We start from the raw sequence: 20,128 nt of genomic DNA, 5'->3' as shown, positions 1-20,128 counted from the left end.
TATTTCTCGCAAAAAGTGATGCCGTATTCAATTTACGATTACGCCGTAAAACAACTCACGACCTACAAGATGATTCTTCCTAACAATTCGAGGTGAAATAAGTGTCCAAGATTATTGCCATAGCAAATCAAAAAGGTGGAGTCGGTAAAACGACAACCTCTGTGAACCTTGGTGCCGGTATGGCTACTTTAGGGAAAAGAGTGCTTCTTGTCGATATTGATCCGCAAGGCAACACTACCAGCGGCGTTGGCGTCAACAAAGCGGATGTAGCAAATTGCATTTATGATATCCTTATTAATGAAGTGAATCCTCAGGAAACGATATTGGAAACACAAATTGAGGGGCTTCATATTATCCCGGCAACGATTCAATTGGCGGGTGCGGAGATTGAATTGGTATCTACAATTTCCAGAGAGTTGAAGCTGAAGAAGGCGCTTAATGCGGTGAAGAGCAATTATGATTATATTATCATTGATTGTCCTCCATCATTGGGTATCCTTACCATTAATTCACTGACGGCTGCAGATTCAGTGATTATTCCTATCCAGTGTGAATATTATGCCCTTGAAGGATTAAGCCAGCTGCTTAATACTGTACGGCTCGTGCAAAAGAACCTCAACCCGCATTTGAAGATTGAAGGGGTATTGTTAACCATGCTTGATGCCCGGACTAATCTGGGGATCCAAGTCATTGAAGAAGTGAAAAAGTATTTTCAGGAAAAAGTTTACAAAACGATCATTCCACGTAATGTACGATTGAGTGAAGCGCCTTCCCATGGGCAATCCATTATTACTTATGATACCCGTTCCAAGGGAGCGGAAGTGTACTTAGAGTTGGCAAAGGAAGTGATCTCTTATGAGTAAGCGTTTAGGGAAAGGTCTCGATGCGTTAATTCCATCCTTGTCTATTAATGAAGACGATAAGGTTGTGGAGATACCTTTAGGACAATTGCGCGCTAACCCTTATCAGCCCCGTAAGGACTTTAATGAGGAAGCCATACAGGAGTTGGCTGAATCCATAAGACAACATGGTGTAATCCAACCGATTATTGTTCGCGCTGTGCTAAAAGGTTATGAAATCATCGCTGGTGAACGCAGATTCCGAGCTTCGCAATATTGTGGAAAAGCAACCATTCCTGCTGTTGTGCGAAGTCTTAGCGACCAGCAAGTTATGGAAATTGCCCTGATTGAAAATCTGCAGCGGGAAAATTTAAACGCGATGGAAATCGCAGTTGCTTATCAAGGGCTAATGGATCAATTTTCGCTTACCCAAGAGGAGCTTTCGCTGAAGGTAGGTAAATCAAGATCGCATATCGCTAATTTTTTACGACTGCTGACTTTGCCGGAAGAAGTGAAGGAATATGTTTCACGTGGAACAATTTCTATGGGACATGCTCGGGCAATCGTTGCCTTGAAAGATCCGGAGACGGTGAAGCAGTTAGCCGATCAATGTGTGGAACAGCAGTGGAATGTCAGACAGTTAGAAGAGGTTGTAAAGAACCTGGACCGTAAACCTACCAATGGCATAAAAGCGAAAGTTGTTAAACGTGATCCATACATTGATAATGTTGAGGAAGGATTGCGCGAGCGATTCAAAACAACGGTGAAGATTAAACAAGGTAAAGAAAAAGGCAAAATTGAAATCAATTATTACAGTGCCCAAGACTTGGAAAGATTATTGGAACTATTGGGAAACTGATTTGGATATCTGTGCCCGAAAACATATCCTGAGATATCCTTTAGCGGATATGGAGGGGTGTGTTTTTTAAATGAGAAAAAGTGAGGGTGGAGAGATGGAGGAATTGGTTTATTTAGATCATGCGGCAACTTCATGGCCTAAGCCCCCTGAGGTGGCTGCCGCGATGCTGGATGCCCTGCAACACTCAGGTGCGAATGCCGGCCGTGGTAATCACTCGCTGGCCATTGGGACAGGCAGGGTGCTGGTGAGAGCGCGAAGCATGCTTGCTGAACTTTTTTCTATCTCCAACGCACAGGATATTGCCTTTACCCACAATACAACAATGGGGCTAAATATGGCCATTAAGGGTACACTGCAACGGGGGGATCATGTCATCTCAACGATGACAGAACATAATTCCGTTCGTAGGCCGCTGGAGTATTTACGCCGGACTTTAGAAGTGGAAGTGGATTATTTGCGCGTCGATTCTAAAGGCCAGGTCGATTTGCTGGAACTTCAAAAATCATTAAGACGCAATACTAAAATGGTGATCTGCAATCATAGTTCCAATCTGCTGGGCAGTATTCTACCGATCGGAGAAATTGGCGACATCGCAAAGTCTCACGGAGCGGTATTTCTGGTGGATGCTGCGCAAAGTGCCGGGACGCTGGAAATAGATGTAGCCCAAATGAATATTGATTTGCTTGCATTTCCTGGTCATAAAGGGCTGCTTGGACCGCAGGGGACAGGAGGACTATATATTGCTCCAAACCTTGATTTAGAGCCATTGATGCATGGAGGGACAGGCAGCCAGTCTGAAAACAGTGAGCAGCCTACTGTTCGGCCTGACCGGTATGAAGCGGGGACACAGAACGCTGTGGGGATAGCCGGGCTGCTTGCAGGCTTGAGAAAGATTAAGTCTTTAGGCCCGGCGAATATTCACCGGCAGGAATGGTTGCTGACACAGAAACTAATGGAAGGCTTGTCCGGCATTCCTGGTATGAGGTTGCTTGGGCCTGAAATTGGTGTTTCGCGCAGCGGGATTGTTTCGTTTACAATAGAAGGGCAGGAGTCGGCAGAGATTGCACATCGGCTGGACCGGGAGTATAACATTGCTGTGCGTGCCGGTATGCACTGTACTCCGTTGGCCCATAAAGCGGCGGAGACACTGGAGAGCGGTGCTGTACGGGCAAGTGTAGGAGTCAGCTCCACAGAACATGATATAAACAGAATGCTGGTCGCCATGGAGGAACTATATGGCTTTGCCCGCAGCAGATAAATACGAAGGATGGTCCATATATGTCAGAATTGAATCAGTTAATAAATGAGCAATTATCCTGGTTTGTTATTGCGTTCACCGTTGTGGTTATAATAATGGCTATAGTGTTGATTCTTCAGGGCAGCAAGCTTGGCAAGATGCGGCGCAGATATGAAACGATGATGAGCGGTAGTGGTGTGGAAGATCTGGAAAGCTTGTTAATTGATCTTAAGAATCAAGGCGATATGCTGGAAGAGGAGCAGAAGGAGCACAAGGCTTTGATTGAAGCTGCTCAGGCTAAAATGCGCGGCATGAAGTCAAAAATGGCCATGAAGCGATATAATGCCTTCGGTGAACGCGGAAATGACCTGAGCTTTTCGCTGGCAATAGTGGATGATAATCGCAGCGGAATTGTGCTCACCAGTCTTCATAATCGTGAGAACTCCTATATCTATTCCAAACCGCTTGAAGCGGGAGAATCCCAATATCCTTTGTCTCCGGAAGAGAAGGAAGTTATTGCTCTCGCGTTGCAGCAGATTTAGCATGGAGATTCCACTGTTTCAAGGCAGAATAGAGGCTGACAGCAATAATATCAGATAACCGCATTACAAGGCTCAATCTTGTGTTTTGTAATACGAAGTACTCCATAAAGCCGCCTACATTAACGATGCCAGTCAGATGGATATCGCCAACAGGGGGGAGTTGCTTGTTTACGCCCGCTCCGGGCTTTAAAGGTCCATCCACGACCTGAATACAGCCGACACTCGTAGAATGGCCCAGGCAGGCATCTATACCAATGATAAAAGGGTTATTATACTTCTCTCGGATGAGGGTAAGTGTTTCTTCCAGATTAACGGCATGCACAGGCTCGTCCAGTGTTCCATACAGGTGGAACAGAGGGCTGTGGAACCGCGCCAGGGCTGTTCCGACCAGCGGCCCAAGTGAATCTCCGGTTGAACGGTCCGTGCCTATACAGACGATTACAATCGGTGTATCGGGACGGGTGCGGGAAAAGTGAAAAAGCAGACGGTGAGTAATGGCAGAATAGATATTGGGATCGGCATGTGATATTTTTAAACAGGATGGTTCTTGCAGTGGTGCAGCTTTAGAAGAAGAATTCATATAATCTTCCTTTCTGAGGGGACTCTACGAAAATATCAGCAGCTTTGTCTTTCAGTTGAAAGGTTGCTGATGATCCTAGTATATGGATGAAAGAGATTTTTTATACTACAGGGGCAAGAGATAGGACGTTTAACCCAGAGGGAGGCGTGGAGATGGAGGAAGAGCTGCTGATTGCTTTTGATTCTACGCAGCAGGCGCTGCGCGCCGAAATGCTGCTGGAATACGCGGAAATCGAAATTGATATCTTCCCGACTCCCAAAGAAATTACAGCAGGCTGTGCAATGTCTATTCAGTTCTTTCGGGGAGCAATCGGCGAAGTGCGGAAGATTATAGCGGAGCAGGACGTTGAAATCCGCGGGATCTATGGCAAGGACAATAAAGGAAGAGGTTATACACTTATCACCGAAGGGGAGGGAGTAGATGAATAAGTGGATGTTGAATGCAGAAGAACCTACAGATCCATTGAAAGCTGCATATACTCTTAGTGATAAGGTGTGGGAGTTTTTCACCAACACGGAAATGTGGGCCAATGTACTGTTTTCAGGCTTGCGGATTCTTATCATTTTCATTCTGACCCGGGTCATTATAAAAGTGGTATCCAAGATCATTGACCGTTCAATGGAACGGGAGACCCGTGGCAGAATACTGGTGAACAGCCGCCGGTTCTCAACCGTTGGGGGACTGCTGAAGAATGTGGTTACGTTTATCTGTAATTTTGTAATGATCATGATAATTCTCGCTGAATTCAATTTTAATTTGGGCCCGCTGCTGGCAGGAGCCGGGGTAGTGGGGCTTGCTATTGGTTTTGGAGCGCAGAGTTTGGTCAAGGATGTAATTACCGGATTCTTTATCATTTTTGAGGATCAGTTCGCGGTAGGTGATGTAATCCAGACCGGTACTTATAAAGGGACTGTAGAGATGATCGGTCTCAGAACGACAAGACTGCTGAGCACTACCGGTGAGGTTCATATCATCCCGAATGGTACCATTATCAATGTGACCAACTATTCCCTTGCCAACGCTTTAGCGGTGGTGGATGTTCCGGTGAAAATAGAGCGGGGGCTTGAAGGCACTCTTTCATTGATTGGTGAGGCGCTTGTGGGAATCGAGGAACGTAATTCAAATGTACTCGGGTACCCGAATATACTGGGTATTCAGTCCATGAGCACTTCAGAATATGTGATTCGTGTAGCGGCGAACTGTCTCCCTAACGCCAGAGAATCGGCAGAACGGCAGATCCAGAGCGATATCAAACAGGCGCTGGAGAAGCAGACTAGTCTGGAGGCGGCTAAGGCCGAGCAGGAAGCGCGTGAACTGGCGGAGCGCGAGGCTCGGTCAGCGGAAGCCGAGGCGCTTGAAGCGGCACGCAGAGCCCGGGAAACCGAGGGGAATAACCCGAGAAGGCAAGTCGCTGCGGCTCAGGAAAGAGAAGGCGAAGAGGGGGAAGAGTGATGGAACGTAAGGTTTTCCAGTTGGGTGATGTTGTGCAGATGAAGAAGCCGCATCCTTGCGGCACTAATGAAATGGAGATTATCCGCATGGGTATGGACATCCGTATTAAGTGCATCGGCTGCCAGCATAGTGTCCTGATTCCCCGTGCAAAGTTCGAGAAGAACATGAAAAAGGTTCTGCGTGCAGCGGAAAGCGGACTTGAATAATTAAGCTTGCAAAGCAAGCTGCATCATGATACAATAAATCTTGCTGCGGAGAGGTACCCAAGAGGCCCAAGGGGGCTGACTCGAAATCAGTTAGGCGTGTCACAGCGTGCGTGGGTTCGAATCCCACCCTCTCCGCCACTACAGCACTTTATAGTCGTTAATCCAACCTTCGCTGATCGGCGGAGGTTTTTTTATTTGTACTTAATCAACAACAAAAAGAGGAACCCTTTCGGGTCCCTCTCCAGAGGCAGTACATCAATGATGTTCGGAATTTCTCTGTGTAAAGCCGCTAAAGTGATTGGGTTGTGCTGAAACTGTGCTTTTTTTAGGAGCCCAGCCCTTACTCTTCCCGGGTTACAATAGTTGCTGAATCAGAATCCCAGTGATTGTGTTCGTCTACGACGTCCAACGGAACCACACCTCTCTTTTGTACTGCCTGAGTTTATTATGGGACAGGATCGACTCTTTTATACATGGTGCTCAAAAATTAATGGACCCGCGCTTTCTCGACCTTTTTCCATTTGCGGTTTTTGTTGGTGGTTTCGGGGAAGGTATCACCCTTCTCCATTTCAATCCGTTTCGGATTACTGATCTGTGTGTGGAAGCTGCGTGCTTCGCCTACTTCCATGTAGACACCGGGGTTAGGTGCTTTGTCGCCTTTTTCATATTCCGTCTGTTCGCCCATGATATCCCTCCTTCTCTAGAGTGGTGAATACAGTTATATTGTGCGCACTCGTGGGGTTGTTCATGTAGCTAAAAAGTACCTGGAAATGGCATTGATTAATATTGCTTGCACTCGTCAGAACTATTTGGTATATTAATACGGTGCGAGTCTATGTTTGTGCTCGTTCCTTGCTCCTGACGTGATCAGGGGCCGCAGACCATAAGGAGGTGAAAATTATGCGCAAATATGAAGTCATGTACATTATTCGTCCTGACATTGAACAAGAAGCCGTTCAAGCAGCAGTCGAAAAATTCCAAGGCATCATCTCCAACGGCGGAGAAATTACAAAGCACGATGTGCAAGGTAAACGCCGTCTTGCGTATGAGATCAAGAAATTCCGTGATGGCGTTTATGTTTTGGTTAACTTCAATGCAGAACCTGCAGTAGTTACCGAATTGGAACGTCTCATGAAGATTTCCGACGAAGTAATTCGTTATCTCATTACGAACGACGTTGCCTAAGATGTTGACAAGCTTTGTAATTGATCGCGTTAAAGGAGGGGATTGAATTGTTGAACCGTATCATTCTGATCGGTCGGTTGACCCGTGACCCGGAACTTCGTTATACTCCCGCTGGTGTTGCCGTAACGCAGTTTACACTTGCTGTAGACCGCAACTTTACGGGCCAGAACGGTGAACGCGAGGCGGACTTCATCCCGGTAGTAACCTGGAGACAGCTGGCTGAGACCTGTGCCAATTACTTGCGCAAAGGACGACTGGCAGCCGTGGAAGGACGCATCCAAGTACGGAATTACGAGAATAACGAAGGTAAACGTGTATACGTAACCGAAGTCATTGCCGATAATGTCCGTTTCCTGGAATCTTCGCAGAACCGTGAAGGCGGAAATACACCAAGTGGTGCAGGTACTCCTGAAGAACCAGCCTATGGCGGTGGCGGCGGTAACAGTGGACGCGGAAATAGCAATAATTTCACGCGTAACAACAACAATAATCAAGATCCTTTTTCGGGCGATGGAAAACCGATCGATATATCGGACGATGATTTGCCATTTTAATAAGGAAGGACTGAACTGAACATGGCTTTCAAACAAAGAGAAGGCGGAGACAACGACAAAAGACCGGCACGTCGTGGTGGACGCAACAAGCGCAAAAAAGTGTGCTACTTCACTGTGAACAAAATTACTCACATTGATTATAAAGACACTGAGCTTCTTAAGAAGTTCATCAGCGAACGCGGAAAGATTTTGCCGCGTCGTGTAACAGGTACAAGTGCAAAATACCAACGCGCTCTGACCATTGCTGTAAAACGCTCGCGTCAAATCGCGCTGCTGCCTTACACAACGGAATAGGACGTTTTATACAAAGCAGCCGGGCAACCGGCTGCTTTTTTATTTGCTCCTAAACGACCCCCTCCCGCATTAACTGGCCTCAGCTAAATAGAAGAAAGACGGATAAAACCAAATGATAGCAGGACGGCTGCGGTCAAAGTATGCCCGCTTGGTCATAAATACTTAATTGTATATAATGATTAAGAAATGACGGAAGCTAAACAGCCGCATAATTTAATTCTTGGAGGCATGATGATGGTCAGTGCAAGCCCCTTTGTAGTCATTGAGAATGTACAGGAATCGGTAGAATATTATCAGAGCGTGTTTGGCGGGGAAATTAAGATTTTGAATGAGCATAAAGGCAAATGGCTGCATGCAGAGCTGCATCTGGGCCAGAGTCTGATCCATTTCTCCGATGATTACGGGAAAGGCACCAAGACGGAAAATGTCAACATTATTATGGGGCTGGACAGTGAGGAACAGCTGCGCGGCATTTATGACAAACTGATTGCTGATGGCGGTCAAGTCCTGGTTGAGCTGCAAAAGACTTTCTTCGGCGCTCTTCATGGACAAGTTGCAGATAGTAAGAATAGAATTAGTTGGGTATTGAACTGTTTTGTTGCCAATTGACGGATGTCACAGAATGTAGTAAATTACAGTTATCCTAAACTAAAGGGGAAATTTTGATGTTGGTGAGCGTTCTTAACTAAGCAATTTCATATTACCTGAACAATTAGCTGCGCCAGGTATCGGATTAGGCGATACGTGTGCTCTGTTTGAGTCTGTCCCGCGACATGCTCTGGTTGTTGAAGGTGAATGATTTAGTTAAGAACACACGAAGCGTCACGATGGCCTCTTTACGGCTGTTGTTCTCTTTGTAATTAACCGTGCTCTTGCAGCACGGTTTTTTCTGTTTTCAGAGACAACACCATATAAATGAGGGCAAGGACTGCCGTAGTGGCAGTCTTTGCCCTTTTTTGCGTTAGGAACAATCACGCCTGATACATTCAGGTCGACAATAGAGGAGGAGAAACATTGAATCTGCAAAGTTTGAATACCCTTGAATACGAAGAGATCAAACAGGATTTGGCACGGCATGCAGTATCCTATGAAGGAAGAAGATATGTAAATGAGCTGGCACCGATGACTTACCTGCCGGCAATCCACCGGGCAATGGATGAAACGGATGAAGCCTATGAGCTGCTGGGAAGAGGGGCAAGTGTTCCGTTGCCTTCTCTGGAGGGAATCGAGTCGATCATGTCACTGCTGGGTACCGGATATATGTATAACGAGCAGGATCTTATGTCGGTATGCACCTTTCTGAACAGCTGCAGTCAGCTGCGCAAGTATATGGCCTCTAAGGAGCAAAGTGCACCGCGGATCGCCGCCTACGGAGCTTCTCTGCAGGAATTGAGGCATGTCAGAGAGGAAATTGAACGCTGTATCCGGTTTGGGGTCATAGAAGACCAGGCGAGTAAAGGGCTGGAGAGAGTGCGCAAGCGTCTGGCAGTAGCTAAAGAGAGGCTGAACAGGAAGCTGGAGAGCATTATGTCCAAGCACCAGTCTATCCTCCAGGAGAATCTGGTCAGCATGCGCGGCGGGCGTTATGTTATTCCTGTAAAACGCGAATATCACAAGCAGGTGAAAGGCTCAGTGCTGGATCAATCCACCAGCGGACAGACCGTCTTCGTCGAGCCTTATGATATAGCCGCCCTACAGGGAGAGCTGGAGCTGCTGGCTGCTGACGAGGCACGGGAAGAGGGAATGATTCTAAGCATGCTCAGCGGCATGGTGGAACAGGAGCAGGAAGCCTTGCGGGTCAATATCGATGTGACCGGCACGTATGATTTCATCTTTGCCAAAGCTAAGTACGCCCGCACACTTGGGGCGAGGAGAGTGGCTTTGAATGATCGTGGTTACTTGAGGATGAACGGCGGCAGGCATCCGAAGCTAAGGGATATGGTGCCGGTCAGTCTGGAGTTTGGCAAGGGCTATAAGTCTTTGATTGTAACAGGCCCCAATACTGGCGGGAAAACAGTTGTGCTCAAAACGCTGGGCCTACTTACCTTAATGGTGCATTCCGGAATGCTGGTTCCTGTAGAGGAGGACTGTGACTTTGCTGTATTCAGCGATGTAATCAGTGTTATTGGAGACGGACAGAGCCTGACGCAGTCGCTGAGCACCTTTTCTGCCCAGATGAAGAGCATTGAGGGAATGCTGCAGGATGCCGGCAAAGGGGTGCTGCTGCTGATTGATGAGCTGGCGGCAGGGACAGATCCCGGTGAAGGTTTTGCTCTCTCGATAGCTATTCTTGAGGAACTGAACCGCAAAGGGGCGAATATCATTGTCACTACTCATTTTAATGAGCTAAAAGTGTTTGCTGCTTCAACCCCGGGATTCCAGAATGCGCGGATGGAGTTCGATAAAGAGACACTCCGGCCGCTCTACAAGCTGACCATTGGCGAGGCGGGTGAAAGCTATGCGCTGCAAATCGCCGAGAAGCTGGGTATCCCGGGCAATGTTATTCAGCGCTCGCAGCAGCTTGTAGCCCAGCAGCGGGAACACCAGGGCGGGAGAGTGGTCTGGAGCAGCCCTAATGCCGGGCACACAGGGCACAAGACTGACGGAGTGAGAGTGTCCGTTGAATCGAATGAAGAGGACAAAGAGAGGACACAAGAAGGCGGAGAACAGATTGACTCTGCGGAGGAAGCAAACAGCAAGAAGCAGGCCGTAAGTTTTGAGGTAGGGGATGCGGTGTATGTCAGCTCCCTTGGAAGAACGGGAATTGTGTATGAGAAGCGAAATGACCTGGGAATGGTTGGGGTCATGATTCAAAAGCAAAAAATGCAAATAAATCACAAACGCCTGAAACCCTACCTCTCCAAAGCGGAGCTGTACCCTGACGATTATGATTTTGATATAATTTTCGAGAGCAAGGATACCCGTAAAAAGCGCAAGCTGATGCGAAAAAGACATGTTGAAGGCGTGACGATCATCCATACGGATGAGGAACAATAGGCATAAATTCTGAACGGAGGTCTGCCCCGAAAAGGCAGGCCTTTTTGTGTCCGCCGCACAAAGGTTACAAATATGGTCTTTTCTTTACGGAGAATATTGTATATCCTCTATAATGTGGTTTATCAAAACCGTGTTTTAAAAATTTTACGCATTATATGATATATATAGCTTAAATTGGAATGACATCTAAATTTTAATAATAAATTCAGTAAAATAAACATTAGAAAACGCTTCCATATAGGGTTAGAGGAACAGAAGAAAGGAAGGAATACATGCATAAACGTAAACTTGGCGGAATGCTGATGCTCATGGCTTTTCTACTTTCAGCATGCAGCGGTTTAGGCTTAAGCAATAATTCAAATACAATATCCTTCAGCAAAACGGCTGATGAAGCAAAGGCAGGGGGTACCGTTACCTATGGCTACACCTCTCCGTTCCAGGGATTGTTTGAACCCGCTTTTTTTGAAGGAGATGATGATTCCAATGTTCTTGATTTCATTACGGAGGCTATGTTTACCGTCGAGGATGACCTGACAACCGTACCGAATATTGCTTCCTGGCAGGAATCCGAAGATCATACCGTGTTCACATTCAGCATTAAACCCGGTGTCCGCTGGCATAACGGCGATGAGCTGACGGTGGAAGACTGGAAATTTGCACTTGAGACAATTGCCAGCCCTGACTACACAGGTTCAAGGTATTACAGCGTGGAAATGATTAAGGGAGTAGAAGATTATCATAGCGGAAAAGCGAAGGAAATCTCCGGAATCAAAGTCATTGATCCTTACCGGCTGAGAATTACGGTAAATGCCGCACGCGTGAATACAATTGACAATTTGTGGCCTTATCCGATGAACAAGAAATATTATAGCGGAGTGGCTGTTAAAGATATGCCGGAAAGTGATCAGGTGCGGAAAAACCCAATTGGCATTGGCCCCTTCGAGGTAACGCAAATTCAGCCGGGGCAGCTTGTGGAAATGAAGCGATTTGACCATTATCACCGGGGAAAGGCGTTGCTTGACGCTGTTGTATATAAGGTAGTGGATCCTGAGAGCCTTTCTCCCCAGTTCGAGGAAGGCATGATCGATATTGGAACGGTTCCGCGGGATAACTTTGCAGCCATAAAGGACTTGGATAATATTGAGGTTCTGCAGTCACCGGAGCTCTCCTACGAATACATAGGCTTCAAATTTGGACATTGGGATGATGTAACACAACAAAATGTCATGGATAACCCCAAGTTTGCAGACAAGCGCTTGCGCAAAGCTATGTATTACGCACTGGACCGTCAAGGTATTATCAATAAATTCTCCAATGGGCTGGGAACGCTGATTGAAACTCCGGTCCCCAGTACAAGCTGGGCCAAAATTGCCGATTCAGAAATTATTACCTATCCCTATAACCCTGAACTTGCCAGGTCATTGCTTGATGAAGCGGGATATGTGGATGTGGATGGCGACGGCTTGCGCGAGGACCCCAAGGGAGCTAAATTCATCATTCACTATGATGCCATGAACGGCAGCAAGACCTCAGCGCCGCGCACGCAGGCGATTCTGCAGAATTGGCGGAAGGTCGGCCTAGATGTACAGCTAAACGGCGGAAGTCTGAAAGAGCTGAATACGTTCTACGAAGCGGTAGAGAACGATGATCCTTCGGTCGAGCTGTTTAACGGGGTATGGGGACTAGCCAGTGACCCGGATCCGTCAGGCTTGTGGCGCTCATCGGATCTGTGGAATTATTCGCGCTGGTATTCAACACGCAGCGAAGAACTGATCCGTGAGGGTGTGGGCACCAAATCGTATGACAAGGAGCATCGCAAGCAGGTGTATTATGAGTGGCAGAAGCTGATTAACGAAGAGGTTCCGATGATCTTTTTTGCCGAACGGGCCAATATTACTGCTGTTAATCATCGACTTCAGGGCGTAAGAGTGAATGCTATAAGCAATATTGTGGAGCCGCAGAAGTGGTGGATTAAGGATATCGATTAGACATTTGAGACCGCAAAAACCGCATCCCAAGAGATCGCGGAGGTTGCGGTCTTTTGGTGTTAAAGCCTAAGCTGTCAGCAGGTTTTTAAATATTTATTTGTCAAGCTGCATAACAAAATAGAGTTTTGCTCGTCATATACTTTATGGATTACAAGTTGCTGCAGCACAAATGATGTCGGTATTTGTTGTTTCTTTTTATGCGTCAAGTGATTACAATAGAAATATTGTTTCTGTGTCAAAGTTGTTTTCCAGGTTTATTCAACAATTAGATTGACCCTAATTCCTGAAAGGGGGAACACTAAGACTGAATAGGGGCAGAGAGCATGTTCAACAAAAGACACCCAGTCATGACTGTCTGGTAAGCAGCAGGCAAGCATTGTAAATAGATCTTCAAGCAATCCTGTGTATATTCCACCATAAAGAAGGAATCCAATGATGAAAAAGAAAAAAATGAAAAAAAGGTATATTGCCCTTATAGCACTTGTAGTCATCCTCGCCGGGGGTTTTCTGTTTCAAAAACAGCTGGCCGTCGTGGCTTTTGATCTTTTCCTGTCAGACCGGGTCGAAAAAACATTGGCGGAAGAATCTTATCAGCCGCTGAATGACAACAAAGTCAAACCGGAGCCGGTTGTTTATAAAAGCGACCCGTTCTCTCTCATGCTTCTGGGTACGGACCAGCGTGAAAATGAAACGGCGCGTTCCGATACGATGATCTATGCGGTCATTCGTCCAGAGGATTACAAGATGCTGCTCATTTCCATACCGCGTGATACGTACACCGAAATCATCGGGCATAATGACAACAAGAAAGACAAAATCACACATGCTTACGCATTTGGCGGCCAGCAAATGGCTAAGGATACGCTGGAGGCGCTGCTGGGGCACGATATTCAATATTATGCCACAATTAATTTCCAAGGCCTCAAGGATGCGGTGAATGCCATTGGAGGCGTACCGCTGCCGATTAAGAAGGATATCGTAAACAAAGGCAAGGATCATGAGAAATTTACGATTGAGGGCGGCAAACCGAACTACGATGGGGAAGAAGCACTCAATTATACCCGTTACCGGGAGGACAGTGATTTTAACCGGACCAAGCGGCAACAGGTCTTTATTGATGTGGTTGCGAATAAAATGTTATCAATCAGTCAAATCGGCAAGATCCCTGAGCTGCTGGACATTATGGGTGAAAATTTCAAGACCGATATCGAGCCGTCCACCATTATTAGCCTGGCCAAGAAATTCATGAGCGGCAAAGACATGGATATTTCCAGCTTTACCGTGATGGGTGAAGGGGAGCGTATCAACGGATTGTATTACGATATCATTGATGAAGAAGACTTGAAGGAAGCGAAGGCCTTGATCGACAATTGGATGAGTGCCAGCACACCGGTTGATCAGCTGATTGAGCCGGGCAAAGCGGAGAACGCGCTGGAGCCTAAGGCTACAGCTCAAGCACAATAGAACGGTCAGGACCAATATAATATCCTTAAAAAAGCAGCAGCCATGTGCAAGGTTAGTGGCTGCTGCTTACTGTCTTCATGGTATAATGAGATGGAACTTATTGCTCGCGTAGGCGTATAACTACAATGGCCCTGTAACAAGGGGAAGGTAAGTGTTAATTCCTTCGGAACTCTTTGAGGAGGATCAAGAGATGAATATTGCGTTTTTTTTACTTCCGAAGCAGGAGGTCGCGTGCGTGACACTGGATTCAACGCTGCGGCAGACTCTGGAACGGATGGAATTTCACCGCTATACTGCTGTACCGATCCTGAACCGGAACGGGGAATATGCCGGAACCGTAACAGAAGGCGATTTGCTCTGGTACATGAAGGACTCGGGCGGGGCGGTTACGTTTGAAAATGCTTCAAAATATTTGCTTAAAGATGTGCCGCTGCGGATGAACAATCTGCCGGTATCGATCGACGCCGATATGGAGGATTTGATTAATCTGGCCAAGGTGCAGAACTTTGTGCCGGTGGTCGACGATATGAACCGATTTATCGGTATTGTCCGCCGGAGTCAAATTATTGAATATTGTGAGAAGGTTGTTTCGCGGCAATCGCAGGAATCGTTATAATTTATTGATGCATCAGATGCAAATGCAGCAAGGCCTGTATTTCCGGCAACAAACGGAATGCGGGCCTTTTTTGAAGAGGGATGGCCCGTAGAAGCGGTGTTAACGGGCCTATTGTCTGAAGACAAGCAGGGCTCTTTCCGGGGGGCTGACGTCCCGTGTGGCTGGGAAATATTTATGCTATAATGGAGAATAATGCTTTTTGCCGGAGGTTAAGAGACATGCCCAATGTGCCGAAGGATTTGGATGTGGCCAAACGCGCCAAGGTAATTGAGTGGTTAAAAACCGAAGTAATTGATCAAGTCTCAAGGCTGTTCAAGGCATTGTGGGAAGGCAGCACCGCCCGTGTGGGCGACAGTCTGGCCAGCCTGATTATGAGCTCATATATTCTGGGGCGCAGACTGGGTATTCCCTATCGAGAGCTGGATGATTTATTAATCGAAAAGCTTAGAAAGCACAGGCAGGAAGGGCATCAGCTTGAAGAATGGTACCAGGATATATCTGCGTTAGAAGAACATATGCGTAAGAGGTGAATACTGTTGAAATTTCGCTGGACATCTGTGGCATGGAGCATCGTCTACTTGCTGCTGCTGCTATCCTTATCAACCCCGCTGCTCATTATCACTACCCTTTTCTTGATTATTCCGGCTGTAGTGCTATTCACTACTCTGAGTACTAAACAGTTTATTGTACATCTACTGCCAGTACTGCTGATTGTAGGCCTGATTACGCCTGTTTACGTAGTGTTAGCGCTCTATTTCTTAATCCCGGCAATAGTTATGGGACGATGGTACAAGAAACGCGCTTCGGCGCTGTCCACCATCCTTGCGGGAACCGTTACGATTTTAGGTGAGTTTCTGCTGCTGCTGGTCATCGGTACGGCGCTGTTCAATTTTGATCTCTCCAGTTATGTCAATGATATGATGCAGATGGTTACGTCCCCGCTCTCTGATCTGGGCACGGGCAATCCGCTGATGACCGAGTTCAATCTTACATCTGAGGATGTAAATACAATCAGTCATATGACCATACAGGTTATTCCTATGACGCTGATTCTGAGCTCATTTATGATGGCTGTAATCACCCACTCCATTGTCCGCCCCATCCTTAACAGCATGGAATATGCGGTTCCCAAGCTGAAGCCTGCGCGTGAATGGAGACTTTCAAGATCATTTATCTGGTACTATCTGTTGGGAGTCGTAATTAACCTGCTGTTTGGCAATTCAGACAACAGCTTTATGCTGATGATCTCGGCCAATCTGCTGCCATTGCTGCAAATTGTATTTAAAATCCAGACTATCGGATTCCTGTTCTTCGTGGTCTACGAGCGTAAATGGAGCAAGATTGTGGCGATACTGCTGGCACTGCCGGTTATTTGGCTGCCGGGATTATGGATTATCGGTATTATCGATATGGCGTTCCCACTGCGAGAGCTAGTGAAGAAATCGAAACGATAGGGTGAGAGCTCATGCCTAAATTTCTGCAAAGACGCTGGCACGGCTATCATACCGTATGGGCGTTCCTGCTGCTGCTGGTCCTTATTATAGTCGTCAGTATCTATAACTGGGCTCTGGGGATTGCCAGCCTGTTTCTGGCCGGCACTTTATGTTTCTCCATGCTGCAAGCGGAGATCTCATTCCGGCGCAACCTGGTGGAATATATCAACGGGCTTTCTTTCCGCATCAAGCGGGTGGAAGGTGAGGCGGTCAGCATGCTTCCGCTCGGCATTATCCTGTATAGCGAAGACCGCACGGTGGAGTGGAACAACCGCAATGCCGGGGATATCTTTTCCCGGAAGTCCCTGGTAGGCGAAGCGCTGCAGGAGCTGCTGCCTGAGGTGATGTCCTCTCTGACGGGAAATGTGCCGGTCAAGCGGGACCCGGCCAAAGAGGGCGTGCTCAAGGACATCAGACAGGAAATTTCAGTGGATGACCGGTATTATCAGGTTGTGGCCATACCCAGCGAGCGTCTGCTCTATTTGTATGACATTACCGAGCTTGTGGTTCTGCGGGAAAGGTATGAAGAAGAGAAGCTGGCCATCGGTATTGTGATGATGGACAATCTCGATGAAGCAGCCCAAGGCATGGATGATCAGCAGCGCACTTCGCTGATCGCCAAGGTAGCCAGTGAGATTACGGAGTGGAGCAAGCAGTTTGAAGTATACTTGCGGCGGTTGTCCTCAGAGCGCTACCTGATGCTGCTGAATCACCGCAGCCTGCAGGCGCTGGAAGAGAGCCGGTTCGTTGTACTCGACGAAGTGCGCGAAATGACGGCCGACCTCAAGGTGCCGATGACGCTGAGCATAGGCCTTGCCTATGGTTCAGAGTCCGCCAGTGAGCTCGGAGCGCTGGCGCAATCCAGTCTGGACATGGCGCTGGGCCGCGGCGGGGATCAGGCAGCTGTTAAGGCGGGCCAGAGGCTCTCCTTCTATGGAGGCAAGAGCAACGCGGCGGAGAAGCGCACGAGAGTCCGGGCGCGGGTCATTGCGCATGCGCTGCGTGACCTGATGCAGGAGAGCGACAGAGTGCTGATTATGGGTCACCGGGTCCCCGATATCGATGCCGTAGGGGCCGCTATTGGGCTGCTTAAGGCGGCACAGATGTACAATGTGGAAGCTAACATCGTGATGGAGACGCCTAATCCGTCCATCACTAGAATGATGGAGCAGATCCGCCGCGATGATGAGCTGTACAAAACCTTTGTTACTACAGAGCAGGCACTCCAGATGATGACTGAACATACGCTGCTGATTGTCGTGGATACGCACAAGGCCTCCATGACGATGGAGCCGCGTCTCGTGCAGTACGCCAGCCGCATTGTTGTTGTTGACCATCATCGCCGGGGTGAGGAGTTCATTAATGATGCGGTGCTGGTCTATCTGGAGCCCTATGCCTCCTCCACCTGCGAGCTGGTAACAGAGCTGCTGCAGTACATTCATGACAAGATTAAGCTCAGTCCGCTGGAGGCTACCATGCTGCTCGCGGGAATTACGGTCGACACGAAGCATTTCGCGTTGCATACCGGCTCGCGAACCTTTGAAGCGGCAGGGTTTCTGCGGCGGATCGGCGCGGACACGATCCTTATCCAGCGTATGCTGAAAGAGGATTTGCAGGAGTACATTTCCAAAGCGGAAATTATCAAACATGCCCGGATGGTGTATGATCATATTGCACTCGTTGTAACCTCACCGGGAATGAAAATTCCACAGCTCTTAATTGCCCAGACAGCGGATACGCTGCTTGGAATGACGAATGTGGTGGCTTCATTCGTGATCAGTGAGCGGCCTGACGGCCTCATCGGCATCAGTGCCCGGTCACTCGGACGAATGAATGTGCAGGTGGTCATGGAGAAGCTCGGCGGCGGAGGGCATTTGTCCAACGCAGCGGTGCAGCTCGAGGGAACATGCAAGCAAGCAGAAGCCAGACTAATGGAAGTTCTGGCTGAAATTGAAGCGAAAGAGGGGCTATTCGAATGAAGGTCATTTTTATAAAGGATGTTAAAGGTCAAGGCAAGAAGGGGCAAGTGAAAGAGGTATCGGAAGGCTATGCAGCGAACTTCCTGCTGCCGCGCGGCTTGGTACGCCCGGCCACAGACGGCAATGTGAAAACTCTGGAGAATCAGGCAGCAGCCGAGCAGCGCCGCAAGGACCAGGAGAAAGAGGAAGCGCAGCAGCTGGGTAAGAAGCTGGACGAGCTGACGCTGACCCTGAAAGCAAAATCGGGTGAAGGCGGCCGTCTCTTCGGCGCTATTACAAGCAAGCAGATCGCCGAAACTTTGGTGGAAACACAAGGGATCGTAATCGACAAGCGTAAAATTGAGCTGAGTGATCCCATTCGCCATGTAGGTACGTTTCAGGTAAGTGTGAAGCTGCATACTGAAGTAAAGGCTAACCTTACGGTGCAGGTAACGGAGGAGTAAGATGGGTGGAGATCTCTTTTTCGATCGGATTCCCCCGCAGAACCTGGAGGCAGAGCAGGCTGTAATCGGTGCTGTTCTGCTGCAGGATGAAGCGCTGGTTACCGCGATGGAGCGGGTGAATACCGAAGACTTCTACGATAAACCGCATCAAATGATTTTTGAGGCGATGGTGCAGCTCGGAGAAGAGAGCCAGCCGATTGATCTGGTTACGCTGACGTCCAGACTGCAGGACAAGGGACAGCTTGAGGATATCGGCGGTGTCAGCTATTTAGCTAAGCTGGCGCATGCAGTGCCGACTGCGGCCAACGTGGAATATTATGCGCAGATTATTGAAGAGAAGGCGATGCTGCGGCGGCTGATCCGTACAGCGACGCAGATCGTCAGTGAAGGGTACACCGGCGGTGAGGATGTCGCCGATATGCTGAGCGATGCCGAACGGCGGATTCTGGAGATCTCCAACCGCCGGAGCGGCAGCGGCTTCATCGCCATCCGCGATGTGCTCATGCAGGTGTTCGACCGCGTGGAGCTGCTTCATCAGAATAAGGGGGGCACCTCCGGGATTCCCACCGGCTTTGCCGACCTTGATCATATGACCAACGGCTTCCAGCGCAATGACCTGATTATTGTGGCCGCCCGTCCATCCGTAGGGAAGACGGCATTCGCACTGAATATTGCCCAGAATGTAGCGGTTCGTGCCAAAGAGACCGTAGCCATCTTCAGTCTGGAAATGTCGGCGCCGCAGCTGGTACAGCGTATGATCTGCGCGGAAGCCAACCTCGATGCCAACATTATGCGTACCGGTGATTTCAAAAGTGATGATGATTGGTCGAAGCTTACGATGGGGATTCAGTCCTTATCGGAAGCAGAAATCTATATTGATGATACTCCCGGGATCACGGTTACAGATATCCGGGCGAAATGCCGCAGGCTCAAGAAGGAAAAAGGCCTCGGCATGATCGTCATCGACTACTTGCAGCTGATTCAGGGCCGCGGCAAGGGCGGGGAGAACCGCCAGCAGGAGGTCTCCGAGATTTCCCGTACCCTGAAGCAGATTGCCCGTGAGCTTGATGTTCCGGTCATTGCCCTTTCCCAGCTCAGCCGGGGTGTGGAGCAGCGGCAGGACAAGCGTCCGATGATGAGTGACCTTCGGGAATCCGGTTCCATCGAGCAGGATGCCGATATCGTCGCCTTCCTGTATCGTGATGACTACTATAACCAGGATACCGAAAAGAAAAATATCATTGAAATTATTATTGCCAAACAGCGTAACGGCCCTGTCGGCACTGTAGAGCTTGTGTTCCTGAAAAATTTCAACAAGTTCGTCAACTACGAGCGGGCACACTCTGAACCTTTTGCAGGGTAGATCATTTATTCACAATTCCCGAACGATTGCACATTTC

22 protein-coding genes and 1 tRNA gene are annotated in these 20,128 nt (G+C 48.3%); 21 read left to right on the top strand and 2 right to left on the bottom strand.

The window, feature by feature from the left end; genetic code table 11:
• Window positions 1-101: 101 nt before the first annotated feature.
• The 4 genes from ACAN56_RS10730 (at window position 102) to ACAN56_RS10715 (ending at window position 3,477) form a co-directional block, all read left to right on the top strand.
• On the top strand, window positions 102-863 hold the full coding sequence (locus ACAN56_RS10730; protein WP_038598260.1) for a ParA family protein: 762 nt from the start codon (window positions 102-104) through the stop codon (window positions 861-863).
• Window positions 856-1,698 carry a ParB/RepB/Spo0J family partition protein gene (locus ACAN56_RS10725; protein WP_379142640.1) on the top strand — a complete coding sequence of 281 codons (843 nt, stop codon included), beginning with the start codon at window positions 856-858 and terminating at the stop codon, window positions 1,696-1,698. Before ACAN56_RS10730 ends, ACAN56_RS10725 begins: the two co-directional genes overlap by 8 nt.
• A gap of 94 nt (window positions 1,699-1,792) precedes the next feature.
• Entirely contained in the window at window positions 1,793-2,956 is a 1,164-nt protein-coding gene (locus ACAN56_RS10720; RefSeq protein WP_379142666.1) for an aminotransferase class V-fold PLP-dependent enzyme, read from the top strand.
• Between the two features lie 20 nt (window positions 2,957-2,976).
• Entirely contained in the window at window positions 2,977-3,477 is a 501-nt protein-coding gene (locus ACAN56_RS10715; RefSeq protein ID WP_038598258.1) for a DUF4446 family protein, read from the top strand.
• Here the strand turns inward: ACAN56_RS10715 and yyaC are convergent.
• Window positions 3,449-4,057 carry a spore protease YyaC gene (yyaC, locus tag ACAN56_RS10710; RefSeq protein WP_038598257.1) on the bottom strand — a complete coding sequence of 203 codons (609 nt, stop codon included), beginning with the start codon at window positions 4,055-4,057 and terminating at the stop codon, window positions 3,449-3,451. The two genes, ACAN56_RS10715 and yyaC, sit on opposite strands and share 29 nt — an antisense overlap.
• 152 nt (window positions 4,058-4,209) lie before the next feature.
• Between yyaC and ACAN56_RS10705 the strand changes: the two genes are divergently transcribed.
• The 4 genes from ACAN56_RS10705 (at window position 4,210) to ACAN56_RS10690 (ending at window position 5,853) form a co-directional block, all read left to right on the top strand.
• Entirely contained in the window at window positions 4,210-4,485 is a 276-nt protein-coding gene (locus tag ACAN56_RS10705) for a putative Se/S carrier protein (RefSeq protein ID WP_038598256.1), read from the top strand.
• Window positions 4,478-5,509, top strand: a complete 1,032-nt coding sequence (locus ACAN56_RS10700) for a mechanosensitive ion channel family protein (protein ID WP_379142637.1) — start codon at window positions 4,478-4,480, stop codon at window positions 5,507-5,509. The genes ACAN56_RS10705 and ACAN56_RS10700 overlap by 8 nt, the downstream gene beginning before the upstream one ends.
• Window positions 5,509-5,715 carry a DUF951 domain-containing protein gene (locus tag ACAN56_RS10695; protein ID WP_038598254.1) on the top strand — a complete coding sequence of 69 codons (207 nt, stop codon included), beginning with the start codon at window positions 5,509-5,511 and terminating at the stop codon, window positions 5,713-5,715. Before ACAN56_RS10700 ends, ACAN56_RS10695 begins: the two co-directional genes overlap by 1 nt.
• Before the next feature lie 47 nt (window positions 5,716-5,762).
• Window positions 5,763-5,853: transfer RNA gene (locus ACAN56_RS10690), tRNA-Ser, on the top strand.
• A 349-nt stretch (window positions 5,854-6,202) separates the two neighbouring features.
• On the opposite strand, the gene ACAN56_RS10685 is transcribed toward ACAN56_RS10690, so the two are convergent.
• Window positions 6,203-6,400, bottom strand: coding sequence for a YjzC family protein (locus ACAN56_RS10685; RefSeq protein ID WP_038598253.1), 198 nt, complete (start codon window positions 6,398-6,400; stop codon window positions 6,203-6,205).
• Between the two features lie 215 nt (window positions 6,401-6,615).
• On the opposite strand from ACAN56_RS10685, the gene rpsF reads away from it, so the two are divergent.
• From rpsF to dnaB, 13 genes are all read left to right on the top strand, one after another.
• Window positions 6,616-6,900, top strand: a complete 285-nt coding sequence (gene rpsF / locus ACAN56_RS10680; RefSeq protein WP_038598251.1) for a 30S ribosomal protein S6 — start codon at window positions 6,616-6,618, stop codon at window positions 6,898-6,900.
• A 47-nt stretch (window positions 6,901-6,947) separates the two neighbouring features.
• Entirely contained in the window at window positions 6,948-7,454 is a 507-nt protein-coding gene (gene ssb / locus ACAN56_RS10675; protein WP_038598246.1) for a single-stranded DNA-binding protein, read from the top strand.
• A gap of 21 nt (window positions 7,455-7,475) precedes the next feature.
• A complete protein-coding gene (gene rpsR, locus ACAN56_RS10670; RefSeq protein WP_019914552.1) occupies window positions 7,476-7,748 on the top strand; it encodes a 30S ribosomal protein S18 in 273 nt (90 codons plus the stop codon).
• A 234-nt stretch (window positions 7,749-7,982) separates the two neighbouring features.
• Complete coding sequence (locus tag ACAN56_RS10665; protein ID WP_379142664.1) at window positions 7,983-8,357, top strand: VOC family protein; 375 nt, start codon at window positions 7,983-7,985, stop codon at window positions 8,355-8,357.
• A 405-nt stretch (window positions 8,358-8,762) separates the two neighbouring features.
• A complete protein-coding gene (locus ACAN56_RS10660) occupies window positions 8,763-10,745 on the top strand; it encodes an endonuclease MutS2 (RefSeq protein WP_379142632.1) in 1,983 nt (660 codons plus the stop codon).
• A 272-nt stretch (window positions 10,746-11,017) separates the two neighbouring features.
• Window positions 11,018-12,733 (top strand): oligopeptide ABC transporter substrate-binding protein, encoded by a 1,716-nt coding sequence (gene opp4A / locus ACAN56_RS10655; protein WP_038598243.1) that lies wholly within the window; start codon window positions 11,018-11,020, stop codon window positions 12,731-12,733.
• 432 nt (window positions 12,734-13,165) lie between these two features.
• Entirely contained in the window at window positions 13,166-14,197 is a 1,032-nt protein-coding gene (locus ACAN56_RS10650) for an LCP family protein (RefSeq protein ID WP_038598242.1), read from the top strand.
• A 190-nt stretch (window positions 14,198-14,387) separates the two neighbouring features.
• Complete coding sequence (locus tag ACAN56_RS10645; protein WP_020425709.1) at window positions 14,388-14,813, top strand: CBS domain-containing protein; 426 nt, start codon at window positions 14,388-14,390, stop codon at window positions 14,811-14,813.
• A gap of 218 nt (window positions 14,814-15,031) precedes the next feature.
• Window positions 15,032-15,343 (top strand): MazG-like family protein, encoded by a 312-nt coding sequence (locus ACAN56_RS10640; protein WP_036706324.1) that lies wholly within the window; start codon window positions 15,032-15,034, stop codon window positions 15,341-15,343.
• A gap of 6 nt (window positions 15,344-15,349) precedes the next feature.
• Window positions 15,350-16,267 (top strand): DUF2232 domain-containing protein, encoded by a 918-nt coding sequence (locus ACAN56_RS10635; RefSeq protein ID WP_038598241.1) that lies wholly within the window; start codon window positions 15,350-15,352, stop codon window positions 16,265-16,267.
• 11 nt (window positions 16,268-16,278) lie between these two features.
• Complete coding sequence (locus tag ACAN56_RS10630) at window positions 16,279-18,285, top strand: DHH family phosphoesterase (RefSeq protein WP_076111712.1); 2,007 nt, start codon at window positions 16,279-16,281, stop codon at window positions 18,283-18,285.
• A complete protein-coding gene (gene rplI, locus ACAN56_RS10625; RefSeq protein ID WP_038598236.1) occupies window positions 18,282-18,728 on the top strand; it encodes a 50S ribosomal protein L9 in 447 nt (148 codons plus the stop codon). Before ACAN56_RS10630 ends, rplI begins: the two co-directional genes overlap by 4 nt.
• Before the next feature lies 1 nt (window position 18,729).
• Complete coding sequence (gene dnaB, locus ACAN56_RS10620) at window positions 18,730-20,091, top strand: replicative DNA helicase (RefSeq protein ID WP_038598234.1); 1,362 nt, start codon at window positions 18,730-18,732, stop codon at window positions 20,089-20,091.
• Window positions 20,092-20,128 lie beyond the last annotated feature (37 nt).

This window comes from Paenibacillus paludis (genome assembly GCF_042610515.1).
Classification (GTDB): domain Bacteria; phylum Bacillota; class Bacilli; order Paenibacillales; family Paenibacillaceae; genus Paenibacillus_AQ.
The sequence above is the reverse complement of the archived record's forward strand: the minus strand, read 5'-3'. Positions and strand labels throughout refer to the sequence as shown.